We start from the raw sequence: 25390 nt of genomic DNA, 5'->3' as shown, positions 1-25390 counted from the left end.
ACGACGACTCCGCCCGCGCCGTCGGCGTGCGGGCGGAGTCGTCGTCCGTGGGGGCCTACTCCACCAGGACGCGGTCCGGCGCGCGGCGGCGCAGCCGGCTGGAGCGTCGCAGCGACCGCAGCCACATCAGGGTGCCGCCGCCGTCGAGCAGGAACGACAGCATCGCCAGCGCGAGGACGTCCGCCCAGGTGAACTGGCCGGTCATCTCGTCACCGCGGAAGAAGCCGACGACCCGGACCAGGTAGAACCACAGCAGCGGGATCGTCGCGGTGAACAGGACGGCCAGGGCCACGACGCGGCCCAGCACCCAGACGACCGCGTAGATCCGGATGGTGCGCATCTCGCCGCGCCCCACCCCGGACTGGTCGATGAGCCGGCGGCGCAGCACCCGCCGGACGAGGTTGCGCAGGTAGGCGCCGGTGTCGGCCATCAGGCTCCGGGTGTCCAGCGCCGTCGTAATCAGGTAGTAGAAGTCGGTACGCAGGAACAGGAACGTCTGCCAGAGCAGCCGGATGAACGAGGTGAACAGCACGCCGGCCACCACCAGCCGTACCGGCTCCGGCAGGCCGAGGACGCCGACGTCGTTCAGCCACAGCGTGATGAACAGCAGCGCCGCGCCGATCACGTCGACGAGCGGCCCGACCAGCACCGCGACGAAACGTTCCCGCTTGGACGCCATCCACATACCGGACAGGTCGGTCTGCGCGACGATGGCGTACATCTGGTTGCCGACAGTCATGCGGGCCGACGTGCCGGCGGCGCGCGCGCCCACGACGTGGGCCAGCTCGTGCAGCCACACGCCGATCACCGCGATGCCGAGGACGACCAGCAGGTAGGCCCAGAAGTGGGAGTGGAACATGAGGCTGGACGGCCCGGGCACCAGCCCGGGCCGGTCGACGGCCATCGCGACCGCGACTCCGACGACCACCCCGCAGACGGCGAGCACGGGCCGGCTCAGCAGGCGCCGGGCGGCCTGCGGGGACAGCCACTCCAGGTGTCCGGGGCGTGGCGGCCGGGCCGGTTCGGCGTCCGGTGGCGGGTCGTGCGTGCCGGCCGGGGCGAGGAACCCCTCGTCGGCCAGCGCCTGGAGGAACGCGTCGGCGTCCGGTGACGCCTCGTGCGTCGCCTCGAAGCGGCGGACGGCCTCACCGACTGTGGCGCCGTCGCGCAGCCACTCCAGCAGGTCGAGGCCCTCGGCCGGGATGGACAGGTAGACCTGACGACTGTCGTCACCGATCACGGCGAAGTCACCGTCTCTGCGGGCGGTGTACGGCCGGACCAGGACCGGTGCGTCGAGGGCGAACTCGGTCACTGTGGGACCTCTCCTCTGACGGTGCGGGACTGGGCGCAGGGGCGGGGGTCCGGCAGCCGGACCCCCGCCCCCGTGTCACCGGGTTCAGTTCAGCGCGGGCGCGCACGGGGCGACGGTGCTGGCCTTGATGGACTCCAGCTTGCGCACCGGGAGCGACTTCTTGGGCGCGGTCTCCTTGGTCATGGGAACACCTCCTCTCCACCTCTCGTCGGGACGGGGGGCACCCGCCGGCCGGCTTCGGCGGGAGATCGTGTGCCGAGGGCGTCGTCGCCGGCGACGAATCGCGCGGCGAGGTCGACGAGGCTCTCCTCGGCGTGGAACAGCGACAGGTGGTCGCCGTGCTCGGCGACGTGCAGGACGGACCCGGCGATCCGGGCGGCCACGGCCCGCGACCCGGCGGGGTGCGCCGTGTGGTCGTCCTCGCTGGTGACGACGAGCGTGCGCGTAGTCAGCCCGGCGAGGTACGGGCGCAGGTCCGTGCCCATGATCGCGCCGTTGAGCCGGCAGTACCGGCGCAGCAGCTCCGGCGTCGCGTACGGGTACGTGACCAGGTGCGCCAGCCGTGGCGGGGCGACACCGAGCATGGTGTTGGTGAGCACCGCGTGCACCGCCGCGGCCTGCTGCGGGCTGCGGGCGGCCATCGCCATCAGGGCCTGCAGGTTCTGCTGGTGGTCGGTCTTCGGGCTCTCGTCGCCGAGGTCGAAGTCGCCGTGCCAGAGGCTCAGCGACGACACCCGCTCCGGCGCCCGCGCGGCCGCGACGACCGCGAGCACCGCGCCGCCGCACAGGCCGATCAGGTGCGCGCGGCGCAGCCCGAACCGGTCCAGCACCGCGAGGAGGTCGTCGGCCTGGGCCACCACGCCGGTGTCGGCGGAGAACCCGTCCACGTCCGCGAACAGGCCCCGCGTCTCGGGAACGAGCACGTGGAAGTCGCGGGACAGCCGGCCGGCCCAGCCCTCGGCGAGCCGGGCGGGCATCCCGCACGCGGACACCATCAGCACCGGCGGCCGGTCCGGGTCGCCGGCGGCGTACGTGGGCAGCACCACCCCGTCGCCGGTACGCACGTCGGTGCGCCGGAAGCGGCAGGTGAAGTCCTGTTCGCGCGCCTCGGCGACCACGCGCGGCTCGTCCGCCGGCGGCGGTGCCGGGTTCGCGTCGAGGTCCAGCAGGTCGCTCACCACCCGCTCGAAGGGGCCGAGGTCGGCGGCGTCGGTCACCGGCGTCGGCGCCGGCACGTCCAGCCGGTCGCACAGCCGGGCCAGCGCGGCCGCGGTGGCCGGGTCGGCGCACCGCACCCGCACCGGTGGCGGCAGCACCCGCAGCAGCGGACCCGCCGCCAGCAGCGCGGCGGCCAGATCCCGCCCCGGCGTCACGCGCCCGCTCCGATCCACTCGTAGCTGCGGTGGTAGGCGCGGACGCCGGTGCAGGCGAGCAGCGTGCGCGCACCGGCCACCCGGTCCAGCACCTCGGCGTACCGCCCCGGGTCGATCCGCTTGTCCGCCACCGGCACCAGGCAGTCGGCGTTGTCGGCGAGGATCCGCTTGTACTCGTCGAACGTCAGCTCGCACCGGCCGGCGAGGTGCTCGCCGATGCGCATCCGGCCGACCTCGGCGGTGGACCGGCCGTCGACCAGGCCGCTGTAGAACTCGGCGGCGCAGCCCGAGCCGTACGAGTACATCCCGACCCGTACCGGGTCGTCCGGCCGCAGGTGGTCGATCAGGCTGGCCAGGGCCAGGTAGACCGAGCCGGAGCAGAGGTTGCCGACCAGCCGCGGGTACTCCAGGCCGGGCGCGACCCGGCGGGCGAAGTCCGCGTCGGCGTCGGGCAGCCGGTGCTCGCGGGCGAGCTTGCGGTGCGCCGCGCGGACGATGCCCGCGAACGGCGTGTGCATGGCCAGCCCGGCGAACGTGGTGGCGAAGTCGACGTCCGCCACCTTCTCCGCGTAGTGGGCGTAGGCGTTCGTCAGGCAGTCCAGGTAGGCGAACAGCGAGCGGTCGGCGTCGGCGACGTCGAACGTCGGGCCCGGCCGGGCCGAGTCGAACGTCTCGTAGCTGTGCGTCCCGAACGCCCCGAGGTCCACGTCGAGCACCCGCGGGTCGTCGCCGAGCAGCACCGCGGCGGCGCCGGTGCCCATCGCCGGCTCGGTGTACGAGGCGTTCTCGTTCACCAGTGACACGTCCGTCGCGATCACCAGCGCCTTGGCGCCCGGTGACAGGCCGGCGGCGAGGTAGCCGCAGGCGAGCTGGAGCGCCCCGGTCGCGGCGTAGCAGGCCTGTTTCACCTCCAGCATCCGGCAGCGGCGGCTCAGCCCGAGGTGCCGGTGCACGTACGAGGCGATCGACTTGCTCAGGTCCAGGCCGGACTCGCTGGAGGTCACCAGCAGTTCGATCCGGTCGCGGTCGGCCTCGTCCATCGCGTCGAGGATCGGCTTGGCGGCGTTCACCGCGTGCGTGACCGGATCCTCGAACGGCAGCGCGACCGACTTCGCGGTCATCATCAGGTTGCCGAGGCGGGCCGCGTCCAGGCCGCGCCCCTCGAACAGGACCGGCACCGCGACGGAGGCCACCCCGCAGTACACGTTCAGGGCCTCGATGCCCACGTTCATGCCGTCACCTCGCAGAGGTACGCGACCAGGTGGTCGATGTCGGGCAGGTCGCTGAAGCTGCCGAGGGGCTCGTCGACGCCGAGCCGCTCACGGAGGGTCAGGATGATCTCGACCCGGTCGATCGAGTCGGCGCCCAGGTCGCGCAGGTGCGCGTCCCCCGGGATCCGGTCGCCGGGGACCGCCGGCAGGATCTCGGTGATCACCTCGTGGACCACCCGCCGGACCGCTTCGTCGCTGGGGCTCACGTCGTTCCCTCCGTCCGGGTCTGCGCAAGGGCCACCGCGAGCGGCCGTCCGGTGTCGCGGTCGGCGAGCACCACCCGGACCGTCTCGTCGGCGCCGGGCACGTCGCCGCCCGGCCGCCGGGACACCCGCACCCGCAGCACCGCGCCCACGTCGGCGTTGCCGAGGTAGCTCATCCGCTGGTCCAGCACGATCCGCCGGAGGAAACCGGCGTCGGTGCCGCCGCGGTGCCGCCACAGCCGCAGCGACGCCCAGTCCACGATGGAGAAGTAGGACGCGAAGTAGAGCAGCCCCACCCCGTTGAGGTCGCGGCTCGGATCGACCGGGTAGTCCAGCGCCAGCCGGTCCAGCGGGTCGGACGGGTCGGGCTCGGCGCCGAGGGCGCGCAGTTCGGCGTACGCGCGCCGGGGCGAGTGCCGCGCGGGCAGCACGGGCAGGTGCCCGTGCCGGAACCCCGGTGGGGACGCGCTGCGCAGGTCGCCGTTGCCGCCGGACGGGCCGCGCACCACCCAGCGGTTGAAGTTCTGCGCGTACAGGCATCCCGGGTCGGGGTGGGCGTAGAACTCGTCCGGGTCGACGACGCGTCCCGGCCGGTCGCCGCGCCGGATCTCGTGCAGCGTCAGCACCGACTCGCTGCCGGAGGCGAAGGACCGCGAGTCCACCCGCAGCACGTCGCCGAAGGTCATGCCGCGCACGTGCAGGTCCGCGCCGCCGCGCAGGTGGATGTAGTGGAACGCCAGGTAGGTCGGCATCCCGTCGGCGTCGCGGGCGGTGTAGACGTTGGTGTCGCAGAGCGCGCTGACGGTGTCCCAGGTCCAGTCGCCGACCTGGCCGACGAACAGCGACCCCGGCCCGCACATGCCGGGCCGCACCACAGTCGTACGGGTCGTCGCGTCGGGACCGAGCAGTTCCAGCTCGGGAGTCAGGACGGTCACGACCCCTCCCCTCCGGCGCCGCGCAGGAAGTCGGTCAGGATCCGGTTGCACTCCCGAGGGCTGGTCAGATACGGGAAGTGGCCGGCGTCGGCGATCTCCTCGTAGCGGGCGCCCCTGATGCCCTGGTGCAGCAGCCGCGCCGTCTCCGACGGGATGACTGTGTCGTGCCGGCCCTGCACCACGAGCGCCGGCAAGTCCAGCTCGCCCAGCCGGTCGCGGAGGTCCGGCCGGGCCGCGAACACGTCGAGGTAGCGCAGCCCGGTCTGGGGGTCCATGCTCTCGCAGCGCAGCAGCAGCGCCTCCACGGCGGCCCGCTCGTGCCGCAGCCGGTCCGCGCCGGACCCCTCGATCGTGCGGTCGAGGTCCTGGGCGGCCACGACGGCCAGCCGGTTGATCTCACCGACCCGGTTGCCGATCTTGTAGGAGCTGCCGAGCAGGATCAGCGAGGCGGTGTCCTCCGGATGGTTCAGGGCGAACGTGAGCGCGACCAGGCCGCCGAACGACGCGCCCGCGACGTGGACCGGGCCGTCGACCCCGATCTCCCGCAGCACCCGCAGTTCGAGGGCGGCGATCCCGTCCAGGGTGAGGTCGGCCGAGGCGGTGCTCGCCCCGACGCCGGGGTGGTGGACGCTGATCACCTGGTACCGCCCGGCCAGCGCCTCGAACTGGCGCGCGAAGACGCCTGCGCCGATGTTGAACGGGTGCGCGAGCAGCAGCGGCGGGCCGTCGCCGGCGGTGAAGACCTCCACCTGGGCGCCGGCCACCGGCACCACCCGTCGGCGTACGGCCGGCTGGTGTTCCCGCAGCACGCTGCCGTTGTCGTCGGCCGGCGCCTGGTCGCGCAGCGCCTGCCGGACGTCCTCGGGCACCCGGTCGGCGGGCTGGTAGACCGCCCGGGCCGCCTCCCCGGCCGTGCGGACCCCGCCGGTGACCAGTTCGGGCATCTCTCCCGGTGCGGCGGCGAGCGCGGCGACGGCGGCCACCACCGCCTCGGCGTCGTCGGGCCCGAAGCCGACCGGCACTGCCAGCCGGACGGTGCCGGCGAGCGGCCCTCCGATCGCCAGGTGCGGCGCGCCCCGGACTCCGGCGCCGGCGTAGAGCCAGGCCAGCCCGGACATCGTGGGGTGCTCCTGACCGGCCAGGCCGGGCATCCGGGCGAGGTCGAGCAGGACACAGTGGGCGCCGTCGACATCCACGACCGGCAGGCCGGCCGCCCGCAGGCCGTCGCGGAGCACCGCGACCGCGGCGACGCGCCGCCGGACCAGTTCCGTGACGCCCCGGCGGTCCGCGAGGGCGGCCCGCAGCGTCATCCGGGTGGCCCGGTCCACCTCGGAGCCGCGCCGCGCCACGTGCTCGCGCAGCCGCGCCGCCAGTTCCGGGTCGCGGGTGGCGACCAGGCCGCCCGCTGTGACGCCGAAGTCCTTGGACAGGCTGAGCGTCGCCGTGTCGGCCACGGCGAGCAGGTCCCGCACCACCGCCCAGGGATCCCCGCCGGGGCCGGCGAGCGCGACGGCGTTGTCGACGACGCGGCTGGCGTCCAGGACGAGCGGCACCCCGTGCGCGGCGGTGACGCGGCGCAGCTCCCGGAGGGCGCCGGGTTCGACTGGTACGCCACCGGCGGCGTTGTTGGCCGCCTCCGCCACCACGAACGACACCGACCCGGCGGGCCGGCGGGTCAGCTCCGCCGCGAACGCCTCGATCGTCTCCGGGTCGAGCCGGCCCACCCCGACGGCGACCGGTTCGTAGCCGAGGTCGGCGAGCGTCGACAGCCAGGTCGGGAAGGCCGCGGCGTGCAGCACGACGCCGCGCGGGCCGGGGTGGCAGCGGCACAGCAGTTCCTCGGCCGTCCGCCCGGACCGGGTCGGCACCACCTCTGGCATGGGCAGCCAGTCGTGCGCGGTGAGCTCCGGCGGGCCGGACCGTTCGGCGAGCAGCCGCGTCCGGGCGGCGACGAAGCCGTCCGCCCGCTCCGCCCACGAGTCGGTGAGCAGGTCGAAGGGGACCAGCTCGGTCGGCAGGGCGAGCGCGTTGTACCCGTGCGCGGCCAGCAGATCCGTACGTCCCGGCCGCAGCGCCGGGTCCGGCGGCGGGCCCGCGTCCTCCGGCGGCGCGGCGTTGTACGACGGCACGGCGTCGTCCGACGGCACGGCGTTGCCCGGCGGCGCGGCGGCGCCCGACGACGGTGCGGCGGCGTTCAGCGGCGCGGGATCGGCGGGGGCGCCGTCCACGAGGTCCGGATTGGCGATCATCAGGATGATGTCGGTGACCGACGTACGGTCGCCGGTCGCCGGCTGGCACAGGTAGATCGGCGTGTTCTCGGGCCGGAACTTGTTCTTGAACTGGAAGTTGCCCGGCCCGAACACGCCCACCGAGTGCAGCTCCGCCAGCGCGTCCGCCACCGCCGGGTCGGCGTTCGGCGACTCGGTGATGGCGACGCCGAAGCTCGCCCCGAAGCTGAACGACGTGCAGCCCTCGGCGGCGGTCACCTCGATGATCCGGACGATCGCCCACTCCAGGCCACCGGCGGGCATCTCGTCGGCGTAGAACTCCAGGTCGAGCAGGTATCCCCGCTCGGACGGGATCCGGGTGACGATGACCGCGTTGACGAGAACGTCGTCCACACGGGTGAGGAAGACCCGGTGCCGGGGGTCGAGCGTGCCGCCGCCGATCTCCTCCCGGACCACGCCGACGTACGGGTTCACCATCTGCTTGCGGCGACCCCAGGAGTCGATCAGACCGACGATCTGCCGGTCGGTCTCCGGCGACGCGCCGGCCTGGTACTCCTCGATCCGGCAGTCACCGGCCCGCTCGAACCGGTGCAGGAGGCTGCGCAGGCGCTGCATCCGGCCGCCCCGTACGGTGAACGAGGCCAGGTCCGTCAGGCGCTGCACCGCCCCGAACGGGGTCGCGGTGACCGGTTCCCCGGCGACCTCGGTCAGGTGGGCCAGGGACAGGAAGTTGGGCCGCAGGCCGTTGCGCCGTGCCCACGCGATCCACTCCGCGACGAGGTCGTGGAAGTGGTCGTGGTGCCCGACGAAGCTCCAGGCGAACACGTCGTCGCCGCGGACCGAGAAGTTGACGTAGCCGGCCCGCGCCGAGTCGACGAACGCGTACGGTGCGATGTCCCGTCCGGCCAGCCCGCCCTCCTTGGCGTGGCGACGGTCGAGGTCGGCCAGGAGGTCACGCAGCGCCGGGCGGCCGGGCAGGGTCCGCTTGCGGACGACTACCGGCTCGCCGTCGACCTCGGCGCCGCTCTCGATCGTCCGGCCGGTGGCCCGTGGACCGGTGCCCGTCTCGGTCCGGACGCCGGTCCCGGCGGACCGCCCGGCCAGGAACGCGGTGAGGTCGGGCATCGTGGGGTGGTCGAACAGCAGGGTCTTGGGCAGCGCGCCGTAGCGCTGTTCCAGGGCGCCGACGACCCGCAGCATGTCGAACGAGGTGAGGCCGCTGTCGGCGAACGTCCGGCCGGGCTCGACGGCACGCTCCAGCACCCCGGTCACGATCTCCTCGACGCCGTCTCCGGCCGGTGTGACCGGGCGTGATGCCTGCGTACCGGCGGCCACGAGCGCCGCCACCGCCTCGACCGTGTCGTGCTCGTACAGGTCGGCGGCGGTGATCTCCACGTCGAACGTCGCCACCACCAGCCGGGCCAGCTCCATCCGGAAGATCGAGTCGAGGCCGAGGTCGGCGAACGCCCGGTCGGCGGTGATCTCCGTACGGTCGGCGCCGAGCACCCGCGCCACACAGTCCCGTACCGCCTCGGCCACCTCCGCGGGCGCGGGCCCCTGGGCGACGGCGGCGGCCGGCCGTTCGGCGCGGCCCGGCTGGTCGACGGGGGCGTGCGGTTCGACGGGGCTCGGCCGCTCGGGGGCGGCCGGTCGCTCGGGGAGGGCCGGTAGCGCGGGGGCGGCCGGTGGCGCGGCGGCGGCCGGTAGCGCGGCAGCGGGTGGCGCGGCAGCGGCGGGACCGGCTCCGGCCGGATGGGTGGCCGGTCGGGCCGGACGGGCGAGCACGCCCACCGGGGCCGCGCCGTTCGACGCGGGTCCGCCGTTCACCGCTCCCGCGTCGGCGGCCGTGCGCCGGCCCGCGCCGTTCCTGCGCAACGCCGACGGATCACGCAGCACGATCCGGTCGGCGGCGGTGCGCCGGACCGGGGCGGGCGGCTCCGCCGGAACACGCGGGGCGGGCAGCTCGGCCGGGGCGGGCCGGGAGGGTGCGGCGGCGCGGGCCGGTCCCTCGTCGAACCAGAACGGCCGGGCCTCCAGCGGCGGGGCGGGGACGGAGATCCGGGCCGGCCGGTGGTCCCAGGTCGCCGCCCAGTCGACGTCGCCGCCGGCCAGCCAGGTCTCGGTCTCCGCGTCGAGGCGGGGCGGCGCCTCGCCGCGCAGCACCGCCACCGCCTCGGCGGCGTCGGCGACCACCGCGGCGAACCGGTGGGCCAGGGCCTCCCGTCCCACCTGGAGCGTGTACGTGGCACGGGCCATGTCGGTGCTCTCCGCGAGGTGGTCCGCGACCCGGCGCCGGTACTCCGCCAGCGCCGCGGGACCGGACGCGGACAGCACCAGGCGCCAGGGGCCCGACGCCGGGGACGCCGGCAGCGGCGGCGGCGACTGCACGACCACGTGGGCGTTGGTGCCGCCGAAGCCGAACGAGCTGACCCCGGCGACCCGGTCGCCGGTCCACGGCACGTCGTGGTCCAGCACTGTGAACGGGGTGCCGTCCAGCCGCAGGTACGGGTTGCGCCGATGCTGGTGCAGCGTGCGCGGCAGCCGTTCGTGCCGCAGGCTCAGCAGCACCTTGAGCAGCCCGGCGATGCCGGCCGCGGCCTCCAGGTGGCCGATGTTCGTCTTCACCGTCCCGACCGCGATCGTGGCGTCCACGCCCTCGAACGCCTTCTTCAGCCCTTCGATCTCGATCGGGTCGCCGAGCCGGGTGCCGGTGCCGTGGGCCTCGATGTAGCTGACGCTCGCCGGGTCGACGCCGCCGGCCCGGTACGCCCGGCTGACGACCTGCGCCTGCGCCTGCGGGTTCGGGGCGGTCAGCGACGGCCCGCGGCCGGCGTGGTTCACCGCGCTGCCCCGGATGACGGCGATCACCTGGTCCCCGTCGGCGACCGCCGCACGCAGCGGCTTGAGGAGCACGACGCCGCAGCCCTCGCCGCGGCCGTACCCGTCGGCGGAGGCGTCGAACGTCTTGCACCGGCCGTCGGCGCTGAGCATGCCCGAGGACTGGAACGCCACGAACAGGCCGGGGCTCAGCAGCACGTTCACCCCACCGGCGAGCGCCGTGGCGCACTCCCCGGCCAGCAACGCCCGTACCGCGCGGTGCACCGCGACGAGGGAGCTGGAGCAGGCGGTGTCGACGGCCTCGCTGGGGCCGCGCAGGTCCAGCAGGTAGGAGACCCGGTTGGCCAGGATGCAGTCGGCGAGACCGCTGGCGGTGTGGGCCTCGACCGGCACGTCGTGCGCGCGGAGCAGGTCGTCGTAGTCGCAGGCGGACACGCCGACGAAGATCCCGGTGTCGGTGCCGGCGAGGTCCGCCGGCCGGTATCCCGCGTCGGCGACGGCCTGCCAGGCGGTCTGGAGGAACAACCGCTGCTGCGGGTCCATCAGCGCGGCCTCGCGCGGCGCGATGCCGAACAGGTCGGCGTCGAACGAGCGTACGTCGTCGAGGAAACCGGCGCGGACACCGGCGGTGGCCGGGTCGCCGAGCAGGTCGGTGCGGTCGGCCGGGACCGCGCGGACGAGGTCGTCGCCGGCGGCGAGGTGCCGCCAGAAGGCGTCGAGGTCCGGCGAGCCGGGCAGTACCCCGGCCATTCCCACCACGGCGACCGCGTCGGCCGGCAGGTCCGCCGAGGGCTCGGCGGCCTCCGCCGAGGGCTCGGCGGCCTCCGCCGCGGGCCGGGCCGCCGTGAGCCCGGCGTCCACGGTGGCCGGGGCCGGCCGGGCCGGGAGTACGGTGCGCAGGTACGCGCCGAAGGCGGCGAGCGTGGGGTGCTCGTAGAGGACTGTGGGCAGCAGGTCGACGCCGAAGCGCTCGTTCGTCTCGTTCACCAGCCCGGTCAGCGAGATGGAGTCGAAGCCCAGGTCGAGCAGTTGGATGTCCGGGTCGACCTCGTCCGGTTCGACGAGCAGGAACCCGGCGGCGAGCGCACGCAGCTCCGCGTCCAGGTCCAGCTCCGGGTCCGGAACACCGGCCGGGGCCTCCGGCGCGACGTCCGCCGGGCGCTGCACCGCCACCACCGGTTCGGTGCCCGACACGACGCGGTCGAACGCCCGTACCGCGTCGGCAGTCGGCAGCGGGGCACTCCCCCAGCGCCGCGCGAACAACCGGCGGGTGGCGTCGTCGACGGCCATCCCACCGTCGGCCCACAGCGGCCAGCAGACGGACACCGTGCCGGGCCGGCCTGCGGCGAACTCGTCCAGGAACGCGTTGGCGTACGCGTAGTCGACCTGCCCGAGGTTGCCGGTGCGTCCGGCGATCGACGAGCACAGCGCGAGGAACTCCAGCGGTTCCGTGCCGAGCGCGTCCACCAGGTGCCGCAGGCCGAACACCTTCGGGGCCAGCACCGCGTCGACGGCGGCGTCCGGCTTCGTCAGGGCGCGGGCGTCGTCGTGCACGCCCGCGGCGTGAATCACCCCGTCGATGCGCCCGTAGCGGCGGCGGATCTCGGCCACGGCGCTGCGCACGTCGGACTCGACAGTCACGTCCGCGCGGACGAACGCGAAGGCGTCGTCGGCCGGCGCGGTCCGGCCGACCAGCACCACCGCCGAGGGCGTACGGGTCGCGGCGAGGTGCGCGGCGAGGTGCCGGCCGACGGCGCCGGTGCCGCCGACCACGACGTACACGCCGCCGGTGCGCCGGACGGCCGGGCCGGGCCGGAACGGCACCATCCGGCGTACCTCACGGACTCCGCCGGTCCAGCGGATGTCGTCCACCCGCTGCTCCGGCGGCCCGGAGACGTGCCACAGGTCCGCCTCGGCGGTCACCCCGCCCCGGACCACCGCCCCGGAGAAGCCGCTGTGCTCCAGCGCGAGCGTGCGCAGCGCCGCCGTCACGGCGGTGTAGGCAGGCCGCTCGTCCGGGCAGCCGACGACGATCCGCAGCGGCGCGGCCGGATCCGGGGTGAGCACCTCGACGGCGGCCCGCAGGACGGTGTGCAGGCTCTCGCGCACCTCGTCGGCGAGCCCGCCGGCACGGGCCGGCAGGTGCACCACGATCACGTCCGGGTCGGCCTGGTCGTGGCGGCCGCCGAACGTCGGGCCCTCGCCGATCACCCGGATGCGGGCCGGCGGTCGCCCACCCTCCGGCGGCGGCTCGGCCCGCCACTGCGGCCGCAGGTACACGCACGGGTCGCTCTCGGGCACGACGGTCTCCCGCACCGCCACGTCCGGCACGACGCTCCCCGGCACGACGGTCTGCGGCACCGCCACCTCGGGCACGACGGTCTCCCGCACCGCCGCCTCGGGCGCGGCGGTCTCCGGCGCCGTCGCCTCCGGCACCGCCAGGCCCGGCAGCGCAGCGGTCCGGCCGTCGGCGGTCAGGTCACCCTCCGGTACGGCCGGCGGCGCCGGTGGCCGTGCGGTACCGGACGGCTCGGGCAGCCACAGCCGCTGCCTGTCGAACGGGTACGGCGGCAGCGGCACCCGTCCCGGCCGTACCGGCCAGCGGCCCGCCCAGTCGACCGGGACGCCGCGTACCCACAGCTTCGCCGACTGGTCGAGCCGGCCGCGGCGCAGCAGGTCGGCGGCGATCTCGGCGCCGCCGTCGCCGTCGAACAGCGGATCGGTGCCGGCGGTCCCGGTGATGACCTCGCCGGCTCGCAGCCGGCGGACCAGCTCGTCGATGTCGGACACGACGACGGCGAGCCGGTTGTCGAACTCCGCCCGCCCGACCTGGGTGCTGTACGCGAGCTGGTCGAGGCGCGGGCGCGTCCGCTCGGCCAGGTCGGCGAGGTCGGCCGTGAGCGTCCGCAGCTGCTCCGGGGTCCGCGCCGACAGCACCGCGACGTGCGGCCCCGGCTGGACGGGCGCGGGCGGCGGCGCGGGATGCTCCCGGACCACGAGGTGCGCGTTCGCGCCGCCCGCCCCGAACGAGCTGACCCCGGCGCGCCGGGGCGCGGTCCACGGCTGTGCGCTCGTCGGCAGGAGGAACGACCCGGACAGGTCGATGCGGGAGTTGACAGTGGACAGGTTCGCGCAGGGCGCGATCGTGCCGTGCGCGAGTTGCAGCAGCACCTTCGTCAGGCCGGCGATGCCGGCGGCGCCTTCGAGGTGACCGATGTTGGCCTTGACCGAGCCGACCGGGATCCGCCGGCCGTCCGGCAGCGCGTTACCGAGCGCCCGGCCGAGACCGGCGATCTCGATCGGGTCGCCGAGAGCCGTGCCGGTGCCGTGCGCCTCCAGATAGCCGACGTCGCCAGGTGTCACCCCGGCCGCGGCGAGCGCCCGGACCACCAGGTCGGCCTGCGCGGTGGGGTTGGGGACGGTGTAGCCGGCGGTCCGGCCGCCCGCGTTGACGAAGCCGCCCTCGATGACGCCCCAGATCCGGTCGCCGTCGCGCAGGGCCGCGGACAGGGGTTTGAGCAGTACCGCGCCGACGCCCTCGCCGGGCACGAACCCGTCGGCGCGCTCGTCGAACACCTTGCAGGCGCCGTCGGCCGACAACATGGTCATCGACGACAGCGCGATCAGGTGCGCCGGGTGCAGGACCAGGTTGACGCCACCGGCGACGGCCGCCGAGCACTCCCCGCGGCGCAGGCTCTCACAGGCCAGGTGGACCGCCGTCAACGAGGAGGAGCAGGCCGAGTCGACGGCGAAGCTCGGCCCGGTCAGGTCGAGCGTGTACGACACCCGGTTGGCGATCGACCAGTACGCCGAGTGCCCGTCGGTGTAGCGGCCCTCCGGCCAGCCCTGCGCGGCGGCGATGCGGCCGTACGAGCCGTACATGGTGCCGACGAAGACGCCGGTGTCGCGCGGCAGGGCTCCGCCGAGGGCGCCCGCGTCCTCCAGCATCAGCCAGACGGTCTCCAGGAACAGCCGCTCCTGCGGGTCCATCGCGGCCGCGTCCTTCGGCAGGATGCCGAAGAAGCCGGGGTCGAACCGGTCGACGTCGGTGAGGAACCCGGCCCACCGGCTGTACGTGTGCCCCGGCCGGCCGCGGCGCGGGTCGAAGTGCTCGCGCCAGTCCCACCGCTCCGGCGGCACCTCCGTGATCGAGGTGGTGCCGGTGACCAGGTTCTGCCAGAACCGCTCCAGGTCCGGCGCGCCGGGATAGCGGCCGGACAGGCCGACGACAGCTATCGCGTCCGCGTCGCCCCGGGCGGCGGAGGCCGAGGTGACCGAGGTGACCGGGGCGGCCGGGAACGCCGGGACGGCCGGTCGCTCCGGTTCCGCCGGGTGAACCGGCGCCGGCACGGCGTCCACCGCCGCGACGCCGAGCGTGGCGGCGAGCGGGCCCGGCCGTTCCCGGGCCAGGTGGTCGGCGAGCTGCTCGATCGTCAGGTGCTCGAACAGCAGGGTGGCCGGCAGGTCGCCGAGGTCGGCCGAGAACCGGCGTACGAGGTGCTGGCTGACCAGCGAGTCGACGCCGAAGTTGTCGAACGTGACGTCGTCGTCGAGCTGGTCGGGGCGGTACTTGAGGACCTCCGCGAAGACCGCGCGGACGTAGTCCCGGGCGGCGCGGGCCGGCACCCGGTCCACCGGCGCCGCACCGGCCGTCGCCACGAGCACGCACTGCTCCTGCTCGTCGTCGGGGACACCGGGCATGCCGAGGATCCGGCCGGTCAGGCCCGCCTCGGCGAGCGCCGCGCGCCACCCGGCCGGCGACAGCAGCGGGGAGTGCGGCAGCCGCCGCCGGGCGTCGGTGAACCGCCACCAGCCCGGCAGGAGGCCGAACGTCGCGGTGAGGAAGTCGGAGGCGCGGGTGACCTCGTTGAGCAGCAGCACACCGCCGGGGCGCAGCAGGGATCGGGCATGGCGCAGGCTGCGGACCACGTCCGCGGTGGCGTGCAGGACGTTCGTGGCGAGCACGACGTCGTACGAGCCGGCCTCGAAGCCCTGCCCGGCCGGTTCCCGTTCGATGTCGAGGACGCCGAACCGCAGGCCCGGATGGCGTCCGCCGAAGCGGTCCTCGGCCTCGCGGAGGAACGCGGTCGACAGGTCGGTGAAGTCGTACCGGACGCCCGGGCAGGCGTCGAGGACGAACGCCGAGCCCGCGCCGGTGCCGGCGCCGATCTCCAGCACCCGGCCCGGGCGGCCGTCCGTCCGTCCGAGCGCGGCGGCGGCCTGCGCCGCCACCAGGCGGTGGTAGAAGTCCGCGGCCTGCTGCCCCTGGTAGACGGCGGCGACCAGGTCGGTGCTGCCGCCGGGGAAGAGCACCTCGGTCGGTGAGGTCCGGCCGTCCAGGACGCCGGGCAGGGCGTCGACGCACCGGGCCAGCAACGCGACGTGCGGGGCGAGGTCGGGGTGCCGGGCGAGCACGGCGGCGGTGGACAGGCCGGCCGGGGGCGCGGACACGGCCGCGGCGACGGCGGCCGCCAGCGGCCCGGAGGCCGGCACCTGACGGTCCCGGAGCCGGTCGCGCAGCAGGTCGCGGGCCAGCCCGTCGAGGGTACGGAAGGCCGCGCTGGACCGGTCCAGCGACGGGTCGGTGTCCCCGGCGGCGGCGCCGTCCGTCGAGGGTGGTGCCGCGAGCGCGGTGACGGCGTCGTCGGCGGGCGCCGACGGGTGGACGCCGAGTGCGGCGAGCCCGTCCCTCGTGCCCTTGAGGACAGCCACCTGTGGGTGCGGGCCGGCGAGGATCCGCTCCAGCGCCGCGACGCCCTCGGCCGGCTCGATGGAGCCGATGCCCAGCGTCGCGAACCGGGCCGCGTACCCGGGGTCGGCGACCACGCCGACGCTGCCCCACCAGCCCCAGTTGACCACGCGTACCGGTTGTCCCCGGCGGTGCAGCGCCAGCCCGTACGCGTCCTCGAACGTGCTCGCGGCGGCGTAGTTGGCCTGCCCCGGGGCCGGAGCGAACGACAGCGCCGAGGAGAACAGCGCGAGGAAGTCCAGCGGCTCGCCGGCCAGCGCGTCGGCGAGCACACCGACACCGGCGACCTTCGGCCGCAGCACCTCGGTGAACGCCGCCTCGTCCATCGCGGACAGGGCACGGTCACGGAGCACGACCGCGGCGTGGAACGCGCCGTCGACGGGCCCGAACCGCTGTCGAGCCTCGGCCACCGCGCGGCGGACCGCGACGGCGTCGGTGACGTCGGCACGCAGGTAGACGGCCTGCCCGCCCAGCGCCTCGATCTGCGCCACCAGGGACCGGATGCGCTCGTCCTCCGGGGACCGGCCGAGCCACACGAGCCGGGCACGGCGGGTCCGGGCGAGGTGACGGCTGACTTCGAACCCGATGCCGCCGGTGCCGCCGACGACGAGGTAGACACCGCCGTCGCGCAGCGGCGCCACGCCTGCCGGCCCGGCCACCGGCTCCAGGCGGCGGACCAGGCGGCGGTCACCACGCAGCGCGACGAGTCGGTCGGTGCCGTCCTCGCGGCGGATCGCGTCGGCCGGGGTGACGTCGCCGGGGCCGGCGTCGACACAGGTGACCCGCCACTGCGGATACTCGGCCGCGATCGCGCTCGCCAGCCCGGCCAGGCCGGCGGCGTGCGGGTGGACCGGCTCGCCGGGCAGGCCGGCCACCCCGGACACGACGAATGTGAGCGTCAGCGGTCCCCGGTCCGCGCCCAGGTCGAGCAGGCGGCGCAGCAGGCGGAACGCCTCGGGCGTCGCGGAGTCGTCCTGCGGTGGGGCGGCCGGGTCGGCCGTGCGGGCGAGCACGTACACCGTGTCGTACCGGCCGGTGGGCAGCTCGCCGAGCGGCAGCGTGTCGTCGGCGCCGAGGGCGGCGGCGAGCGCGGCGTCGGCGGGGCTGTGCACGGCGAGGGCCCGCCCGGCAGGCGGTTGGCCGGAGGGCGCACCGGCCGGCCGCCAGGCCGGGACGTACAGCAGGTCCTCCGGCGGCGCCGTCACGACCGGCCGGCTCTCGGCGGCGGGCGATGCGGCGCCGGACGCCATGTAGGGGCGCAGCGTCACACCGTCGAGCCGGGCCCGGACGTCGCCGGTCAGGTCGGTGAGGACCACGTCGAACCGTCCGCCGTCCCGGCGTACCACGTGGACGCGGGCGGTCGTCGGCAGCCGGTCCGCGACGAAGACCGACTCGACGGCGAACGGGACGAGCATCCGGTCGGCGGGATCGACCAGCCCGGCGACCGCCTGCAACGCCCCGTCGAGCAGCTGGACGTCGCTGTCGGGGCCGGTGGCGAGCGTGCCGAGCGCCTCACCGGCGCCCAGCCGCAGCTCCGTCAGCACCCGGAACGACGGCCCGTAGCGCAGACCGGCCCGGGCGAATCCCGCGTACAGGTCGTCGACCGGACGGCGGACGGGGCAGCGGGCCTCGACTGACGGCAGGTCCACCCGCTCCGGCGGTGCCGGGTCGGGGGCGCGGCGGGTGGCGACGGCGTGCGGTGTTCCCCCGACGGTGAGGGTGATCCGGTCGTCCCGGGTGACGACAGCCGTCACCGGCTCGGTGACCACGACGGGCCGCAGCCAGGTCACGTCGGCGGCACGGGCGGTCCCGCCGGCGGTGGCCTGGCGCAGGAACGCCGCGCCGGGCAGGACCGGGACGCCGTGCAGCGTGTGGTCGGCCACCAGCGGGTCGGCCGGGGTGAGGGCCGTCTCCCGCCGGTCGCGGCCGGTCCAGAAACGGTCGCGGGCGAAGGGGTACGTGGGCAGCGGGATGCGACGCCCGGCCGGCATCGCCGTCCAGTCCACGTCCGCGCCGGCCACCCAGCGCTCGGCGAGGGCGACCAGGTCGGCCGGCGCGTCGGGCGCGGGCGGCCCGCCGGCGAGCTGCCGGACCAGGTCGGCGGTGTCGGCGGCGACGAACGCGGCCCGGACCGCCAGGTGCGCCCGGCCCCGCGCGAGGGTCGCGGCGACGTCGTGGACGTCGGCCGGTTCGGTACGCAGGCGCCGGGCCAGCCGGTCCGTCAGGTCGCGCAGCGCGGACGCGGTACGGGCCGAGACGGGTACCACCACCGGCCCGGTGCCGGTGCCCGCCGTCGCGGCCGGCGCCTCGGCCACCACGAGATGGCAGTTGGTGCCGCTGAAGCCGAACGAGCTGACGCCGGCGACCAGCCGGTCGTCGTGCCACCCGGTGAGTTCGCGCACCACCGGCAGCCCGGGGATCGGCTCGGTGGCGTGCGGGGTCGGTGGCAACTGCCGGTGCCGCAGGCTGAGCAGCACCTTGATCAGGCCGGCCACGCCGGCGGCCATCGTGGTGTGACCGATGTTCGCCTTGACCGAGCCGATCCGGCAGTGCGGGCCGACGACCTGGGCCAGCGCCTTGACCTCGATCGGGTCGCCGAGCGCGGTGCCGGTGCCGTGCGTCTCGACGTACCCGACCTCGACGCCCGCCCGGGCGTGGACCTCACGCAGCAGACGGACCTGGGAGACAGCGCTCGGCGCGGTGATGCCGTTGGTACGGCCGTCGCCGTTCACGCCGCCGGCGAGGATGACGCCGTGGACGTGGTCGCCGTCGGCGAGCGCCCGGTCCAGCCGCTTGAGGACGACCACGCCGACGCCCTCACCGAGCACGATGCCGTCGGCGGCGGCGTCGAACGGCAGGCACCGGCCGGTCGGCGACAGCATCCCCGTCTGGCTGGTCCAGACCTGCATCTGCGGCGTGCACATCACCGCGACGCCGCCGGCCAGCGCCGTGTCGCAGTCGCCCGAGCGCAGGCTCTCGCAGGCCAGGTGCACCGCCGTCAACGACGACGAGCACGCGGTGTCGATCGCCATCGTGGGCCCGGTCAGGTCGAGCAGGTACGCGATCCGGGCCGGCAGGATCGAGCTGGCCCCGCCGAGGAACGCCTCGCTGCTGTCGCTGCGTCCGTGCCGCTCCAGCAGCCGGGGATAGTCGCCCGCGCCGCAGCCGACGAAGACGCCGCACCGCATCGGCCGCCCGGCGTACCCGGCGTTCTCCAGCGCCGCCCACGCCTGCTCCAGGAAGATCCGCTGCTGCGGGTCCATCGCCTCGGCTTCGAGCGGTGAGATGCGGAACAGCCCGGCGTCGAACGCGTCCACGTCGTCCAGCAGCGCCGCCCACCGGCTGCGGGTGCGGCCGGGTGCGGCCGGGTCCGGGTCGTAGAGTCCCGTCAGGTCCCAGCGGTCGGACGGCACCTCCCGGATGGCGGACCGGCCGGCGGCGAGGTTGTCCCAGAACGTGTCGAGGTCCGGGGCGCCCGGGAATCGTCCGGCCATCCCGATCACCGCGATCGCGGTCGACGGGTCCGCGCCCGGCGACGCCGCGTCCGAGGCCGGTGTCCCGGCCGGTGCGGATGGCGACGCCGATGCCGGTGTCGCCGCCGGTGCCGGCTCTTGGTGGGAAGGCGACGCCGGCGGTGGACGGACGGCGAACGTCAGCGGCGGGGGCTCCGGGGCCGTGGCGGGGGCGGCCCCGGACGGCGGGGCAGTCCCGGGCGCCGCGCCGGGCGCGGTCAGGACCAGTGGCGGCGGGCCCGCGGCGGCCGGCGAGGCGACAGCCGGCGCGGTGACCTCGGCCGCAGCGGGCGCGGGCGCCCTTGCCGGGACCGGTTCGTCCACGACGGATGGCAGCGGGGGCGCGGCGGCCTGGGCGCGCAGGGAGGCGGACTCGGCCAGGTTGCGCAGCACCGCCTGGGCGAGATCGGGCACTGTGGGGTGGTCGTACACGGCTGCCGAGTCCAGGTCGGTGCCGAACCGGCGGTTGAGGTCCCGCACCAGCTCGACGGCACCGATGGAGTCCAGTCCCAGGTCGGCGAAGGTGCGGGACGGCAGCACCTCGTCCGGGCGCAGGTACAGCAGGGCGCCCACGATCTCCGTCACCGCGTCGCCCACCGCGCCGTCGTCCGGTCCGGGCTCCGGCTGCGCGGCCGGCGTCGCCCGGCCGCGGAACTCGTCGACCTTGGTGAAGTGCTCCCGTACCAGGGCGGCGGACTCCGCGCCGAGGACGTTCCCGTGCATGCGGACCTCGCTGGCGATGACCTCGGGCAGCCGGTCGAGGATCCGGCCGGCGAGTTCGTTCTTGAGCGACCGGATCACCGCCGGTGGCTTGTCCGCCATGGACCGGGCCAGGTCCAGCGCGGCCGGAACGACTTCCTGCGGCGGCAGCACGGTCACGCCGGCTCCGCGCCGGCTCAGCTCGGCGCCGGTCATCGACCGTCCGGTCAGCATCATCTCGGCGGCCAGGGCGGGGCCGAGGCGTTGCTCCAGGATGTAGGTGGCGCCCATGCCCGGGGTGAAGCCGTAGCGGGTGAAGTTCGCGCTGTACACCGACGTGTCGCCGAGGACGACCACGTCGCCGTAGCAGGCGAACGCCAGTCCCCCGCCGGAGGCGTGCCCGGCGGCGGCGGTGACGACCGGCCGGGTGCAGCGCAGGATGCCCTCGTACACGAGCGCGGCGTCGGTGAACGTGCCCTCGCCCTCGGCCAGCGCCCGCAGGGCCTCGGGGGTGCCGCCCATGCTGAATACCGAGCCGTGGCCGGTGATCACCACCGCACGTACGTCGTCACGCCGCTCGATCTCCGCGAACGTGTCCCCCAAAGCCGCGAGCAGCCCGTCGGTGAACATCGGCGCGCGCATCGACACCAGCGCGACGCCCTGGTCCAGGACACGGAACTCCAGGTCCGGCCCGTCCGGGACGACCACGTCGCCGTCGACGGCCGGTGGCGGGCTCGCGGCCACCGCGACGGCGTCGCCACCGCCGGTCCCGGCGCGGAGCGTGCCGGCCGAGCCGGCGCGAGCGGCGTCCCAGCCGCCGATCCAGCAGGGCTCCTCCGGCAGCGGGCAGGTCGGCAACGGTACGCGGCGGGGATGCCCGTCCGGGTAGCAGGCGGACCAGTCGACCGCGCCGCCGCCGACCCAGTGCCGGGCCACCTCGTGCAGGTCACCGGCCCGGAAGGCCGCCACCGGATCGCCGGTGGCGGGCGCGCCGGTGGTCACCACGTCCCCCGTGTCCTCACCGCGGGCGAAGCGTTCCAGCGCGCTGCGCAGCGCGTCGGTGCCGGACGTCACGACGGCGATGCGGACCGCCTGCGGCGCCCGTCCCACCTGCGTCGTGTAGGCGATGTCGCGGACGCCCCGGTCCGCGGCGAGTTCGTCGAGGCGCGTCGCAACGCTCAGCCGGCCGATCGCCTCCACCCCGACCAGGTCCGCCAGCCGCGCCGGGTCGAGCCCGAGATCGCCGAGGGTCGCCGACGGTTCCAGCGCCTCCTCGGGTACGCCGAGAAGGTCGGCCACCGCCGCGGTCGGGCCGGTCGACTCCGGCAGGCCGGCCGCCATCGCGCCCGCGTACGCCCGCAGTGTCTCGGCGGTCGGCGCGGAGAGCACCACGAGCGCCGGCCCGTCCGGCGCGGGTGCGGCGGCGGGGGCGAACTCCTCGACCAGCACGTGCGCGTTGGTGCCCCCGGCGCCGAACGCGCTGACGCCGGCCCGCCGCGGTTCGCCGGGCGGCGGAGTCCACGGCTCCAGCGTGCGCTGGACCCGCAGCGGCACGGCGGCGAAGTCGATGTGCGGGTTGAGTTCCTCGGCGTGCAGCGACGGCACGAGCGCGCGGTGCCGCAGTTGCAGCAGCACCTTCGTCAGGCCGGCTATCCCGGCGGCGCCCTCCAGGTGCCCGATGTTCGACTTGACCGAGCCGATCGCGCACGCCCCGGCCGGCAGGTCCGCACCGTCGAACGCCTGCCGGAGGCCCTCGACCTCGATCGGGTCGCCGAGCGCGGTGCCGGTGCCGTGGGCCTCGACGTAGCCCAGCGTGGCGGGGGCCCAGCCGGCCGAGTCCAGCGCGGCGCGGACGAGCGCGGCCTGGGAGCCGGGGCTCGGTACTGTCGCCCCGGCGGTACGTCCGGTGTGGTTCACCGACGTCGCGCGGATGACGCCGTACACGTGGTCGCCGTCGGCGAGCGCGCGCGACAGCGGCTTGAGCAGCACCGCGCCGACCCCCTCGCCGGGCACGTAGCCGGTGCCGTCCGCGCCGAACGCGCGGCACCGGCCGTCGGTGGACAACCACTGCCCCTGCGCGAGCTGGAGGTACTTCTGCGGGTGCACCGTCACGTTCACGCCGCCGGCCAGGGCGAGCGTGCACTCGCCCCGCCGGATGCTCTCGACCGCGAGGTGCACGGCCGTCAGCGACGACGAGCAGGCGGTGTCGACGGCCAGGCTCGGCCCGGTCAGGTCGAAGGTGTGCGAGACGCGGTTGGCGATCGCGCAGTGCATCGCGGTCGGGGCGACACCGTCGGTGGCCCCGCCGACGAGCTGGTAGTGGTTCCACATGACGCCCGCGTAGACGCCGACGACCTCGCCGCGCAGGGTCTCGGGCGGATGTCCGGCGTTCTCCAGGGCGTGCCAGCAGGTGGTGAGGAACAGCCGTTCCTGGGGGTCCATCCGCTCGGCGTCGCGCCGGGACACCCCGAAGAAGGTCGGCGCGAAGCGGTCGACGCCGTCGAGGAAGCCGCCCCACCGGCCGTACGTACGCCCGGGGGTGCCCTTCTCCGGGTCGAACAGCGCCGCATGGTCCCAGCGGCCGGCGGGCACCTCGGTGATCGCGTCGACGCCGCCGGCCAGGTTGCGCCAGAACGCGTCCAGGTCGTCCGCGCCGGGGTAACGCCCGGCCACGCCGACCACCGCGACCGCGTCGTCGCCCGGCCCGCCCACGGCCGGCTCACCGACGGCCGGTCCGCCGTCGGACCCGTCAGCCGGGCGCGAGACGGCGGCAGCTCCGAGGGCCGGGCGCGAGGCGGCGGTGGCCGCAGCCGCACCGGCGGCCGGCACGAGTTCCCGCAGCCGGTCCGCCTGCCCGTGCAGGACCAGCACCGCGTCGTACGGACCGCGCAGCACGTCGCGCAGGACGCCCAGCGCGGTGTCGGTGGGCATCGGCTCCTGCCCGGTGTGCTCGGTCGAGCGGCGCAGGGCGTCGATGGGCGCGCGCATGCCGCCCTCGGCCCAGTACGGCCAGCCGATGACGACGGTCCGGCCGCGACCGCGCCGCTCGACGTGCCGCAGGCCCGCGTTGGCGTACGCGTAGGCGGCCTGGCCGGGGTTGGCCACGTCGGCCGAAGCGGAGGAGAAGGCGACCAGGAAGTCGAGCGCGTCACCGGCGGTGGCGGCGTCGACGTGGCGCAGGCCGTCGAGCTTGGGGGCGGCGACGGCGGCGAGGTCGCCCGGATCGCCGCGGAAGAACAACCCGTCCCGGGTGACGCCGGCGCAGTGCAGGACCCCGTCGATCCGGCCGAACCGCTCCCGTACACCGGTCACCGCCGCGTCCACAGCGGCGGCGTCGGTGACGTCGGCGATCGCCACGTGCACCTCGGCGCCCGCCGCGCGGCACCGGTCGACGAGCGCCGCCGCGGGCGCGGTACGCGACAGCAGGGCGATCCGGGCCCGGTGCCGCCGCGCGAGGTGCGTCGCGAGGACGGCGGCGAGACCACCGGATCCCCCGGTGATCAGATAGACGCCGCCGTCGTGGAACGGCTCCCCGCCCGTGGCCCCGGCGGCCGGGTCAACCTCGCGCCACCGCCGCACGAGACGCCGGCCGCCGACGTGGCGGACCTCCGGCTCGGCGTCGCCCGCGCGCAGCTCGGCGCGTACCGCGGTGGCGAGGTCGCGGGCGTGATCGACCTGGACGAACCGGCAGCGCAGGCCGGGGATCTCGGCGGTCACGGTACGGGCCAGCGCCGCGGTCGCCGCCTGCTCGGCGGTGGTCTCACCGGCGTGCACGACGAGCAGGTCGCGCGGTCCGGCGTCGACGAGGGCGGTGGCGGCGCGCCACAGGTCGGCGGCCGGGTCGTCGGTCAGCAGGACGACGGCGGGCGGCAGGTCAGGGGCATCGCGGAGCCGGTCGACGGAGTCCACGTGGGCGGCGGCGAGCCCGGCGGGGAGCGCGCCGCCCACCACCAGCGCCTCCGGGGTACCGGTGCTCGGCGGCGCCGGGTCCGCGGGCACCCAGGCGTCGACGAAGGACAGCACCGTCGACTCGGGGACGGCCGGAGCCGCGGCGGCCACCGGCGCGTCGGACGACTGAGGGACGGCCGACGCGGCCGGGGCCTGCCCGGTGGACAGGTGCGCGGCGAGCGCGTCGATGGTGGTGTGCTCGAACAGCAGCGTCGGGTAGAGCTTGCGGCCGACGAGCTGCTCGACCCGCTCGGTGAGCCGGAGCAGCGCGACCGAGTCGAAGCCGAGGTCGTAGAACCCGGTGCCGGTCGCCACTTCGGCGGGCGGCCGGCCGAGCATGTCCGCGACGGCGGCGCGCAGCGTGTCGGTGAAGCCGTTCGCGGCGCCCGGCGAGGACGCCGCGGCCTGCCCGGGCACCGTCGCCGGTGGCGCGGCGGCGGGCCGGACCGGCGCGGCGTCGGCCGACACGTCGGCGAGCAGCCGGCGTACCAGCCCGGATTCGCGGATGCGCTTGCAGGTGAGGCCGGTGAAGCCGGCCAGGAACCGGCCGTCCGCGTCGCGGATCGTGTAGTCGGTGGTGATCACGTCGCCGGACGGCGCGAGCCGTTCCGGGCGCGGGACGTGGACGTGACACGTCGGCGGCAGCGGCTCGGGTGCCCGGAACTCCTGGACGAACATCGGCACGAACGGGTCGTCGGTCGGCATCCCGACCTGCCCGAACCCGGCCAGCGTCGAGGCGTCCAGCGAGGCCGGGTGCAGGTGGAACCCGGCGGCTGTGGCCCCCGGGTGCTGCTCGCGGGTCAGGTCGGCCAGGAGCGCGCCGCCGCCGATGTGCAGGGTGCCGCGGCAGCGCATCGCCGGGCCGTGGCGGATGTGCTCCCGTACCGCCCGCTGGTAGAGCACCTCCACGTCGTCGTGCCGGTCGGCGGCGGCCCGCAGCGCGGTCAGGTCGAGCGGCGGCGGGACCGGCTCGTCGGTGAGGCAGATCAGCCCGTGCGCGTTGTCGTGCCAGCCGGACACCGGGTCGTCACCGCGAAGCCAGCGGCTGCGGACGGTGAACGGACGCCCCGCGTCCTGTGGTTCGCCGATGGTGAGCACGACCTCGCGGTCGAAGCCGTCGGTGGTGACGATCGCCTCGGCGAGCACTGTGTCCCGTACGCAGAGCCGGCGGTGGTCCCAGCCGGCCGCGACGGCGGTGCGGTAGACGAGGTCGAAGAAGACGACGCCGGGAAGCACCGACACCTCGTGCAGCCGGTGGTTCCGCATGACGAAGTCGTCGTGGGTGAGCCGGAACCGGCTCTGGACGTCGGCCATCGGGAACC

6 protein-coding genes are annotated in these 25390 nt (G+C 75.7%); all 6 read right to left on the bottom strand.

Going from position 1 to position 25390, the window contains the following annotated elements; genetic code table 11:
* Window positions 1-55: 55 nt before the first annotated feature.
* Entirely contained in the window at window positions 56-1312 is a 1257-nt protein-coding gene (locus FHX31_RS10785; RefSeq protein ID WP_184975923.1) for a hypothetical protein, read from the bottom strand.
* A 179-nt stretch (window positions 1313-1491) separates the two neighbouring features.
* On the bottom strand, window positions 1492-2685 hold the full coding sequence (locus tag FHX31_RS10780; protein ID WP_013287039.1) for an alpha/beta fold hydrolase: 1194 nt from the start codon (window positions 2683-2685) through the stop codon (window positions 1492-1494).
* Window positions 2682-3917: a hydroxymethylglutaryl-CoA synthase family protein gene (locus tag FHX31_RS10775; protein WP_013287040.1), complete on the bottom strand. Its 1236-nt coding sequence runs from the start codon at window positions 3915-3917 to the stop codon at window positions 2682-2684. Before FHX31_RS10775 ends, FHX31_RS10780 begins: the two co-directional genes overlap by 4 nt.
* Entirely contained in the window at window positions 3914-4162 is a 249-nt protein-coding gene (locus tag FHX31_RS10770) for an acyl carrier protein (protein WP_184975920.1), read from the bottom strand. The genes FHX31_RS10775 and FHX31_RS10770 overlap by 4 nt, the downstream gene beginning before the upstream one ends.
* Entirely contained in the window at window positions 4159-5094 is a 936-nt protein-coding gene (locus FHX31_RS10765; RefSeq protein ID WP_047890685.1) for an LnmK family bifunctional acyltransferase/decarboxylase, read from the bottom strand. Before FHX31_RS10765 ends, FHX31_RS10770 begins: the two co-directional genes overlap by 4 nt.
* Window positions 5091-25382, bottom strand: coding sequence for an SDR family NAD(P)-dependent oxidoreductase (locus FHX31_RS10760; protein ID WP_184975917.1), 20292 nt, complete (start codon window positions 25380-25382; stop codon window positions 5091-5093). The genes FHX31_RS10765 and FHX31_RS10760 overlap by 4 nt, the downstream gene beginning before the upstream one ends.
* Window positions 25383-25390 lie beyond the last annotated feature (8 nt).

It is taken from the genome of Micromonospora sp. CNZ286 (assembly GCF_014207755.1).
Note: the sequence above shows the minus strand (reverse complement) of the source record. Positions and strands in the feature narration are given on the sequence as shown.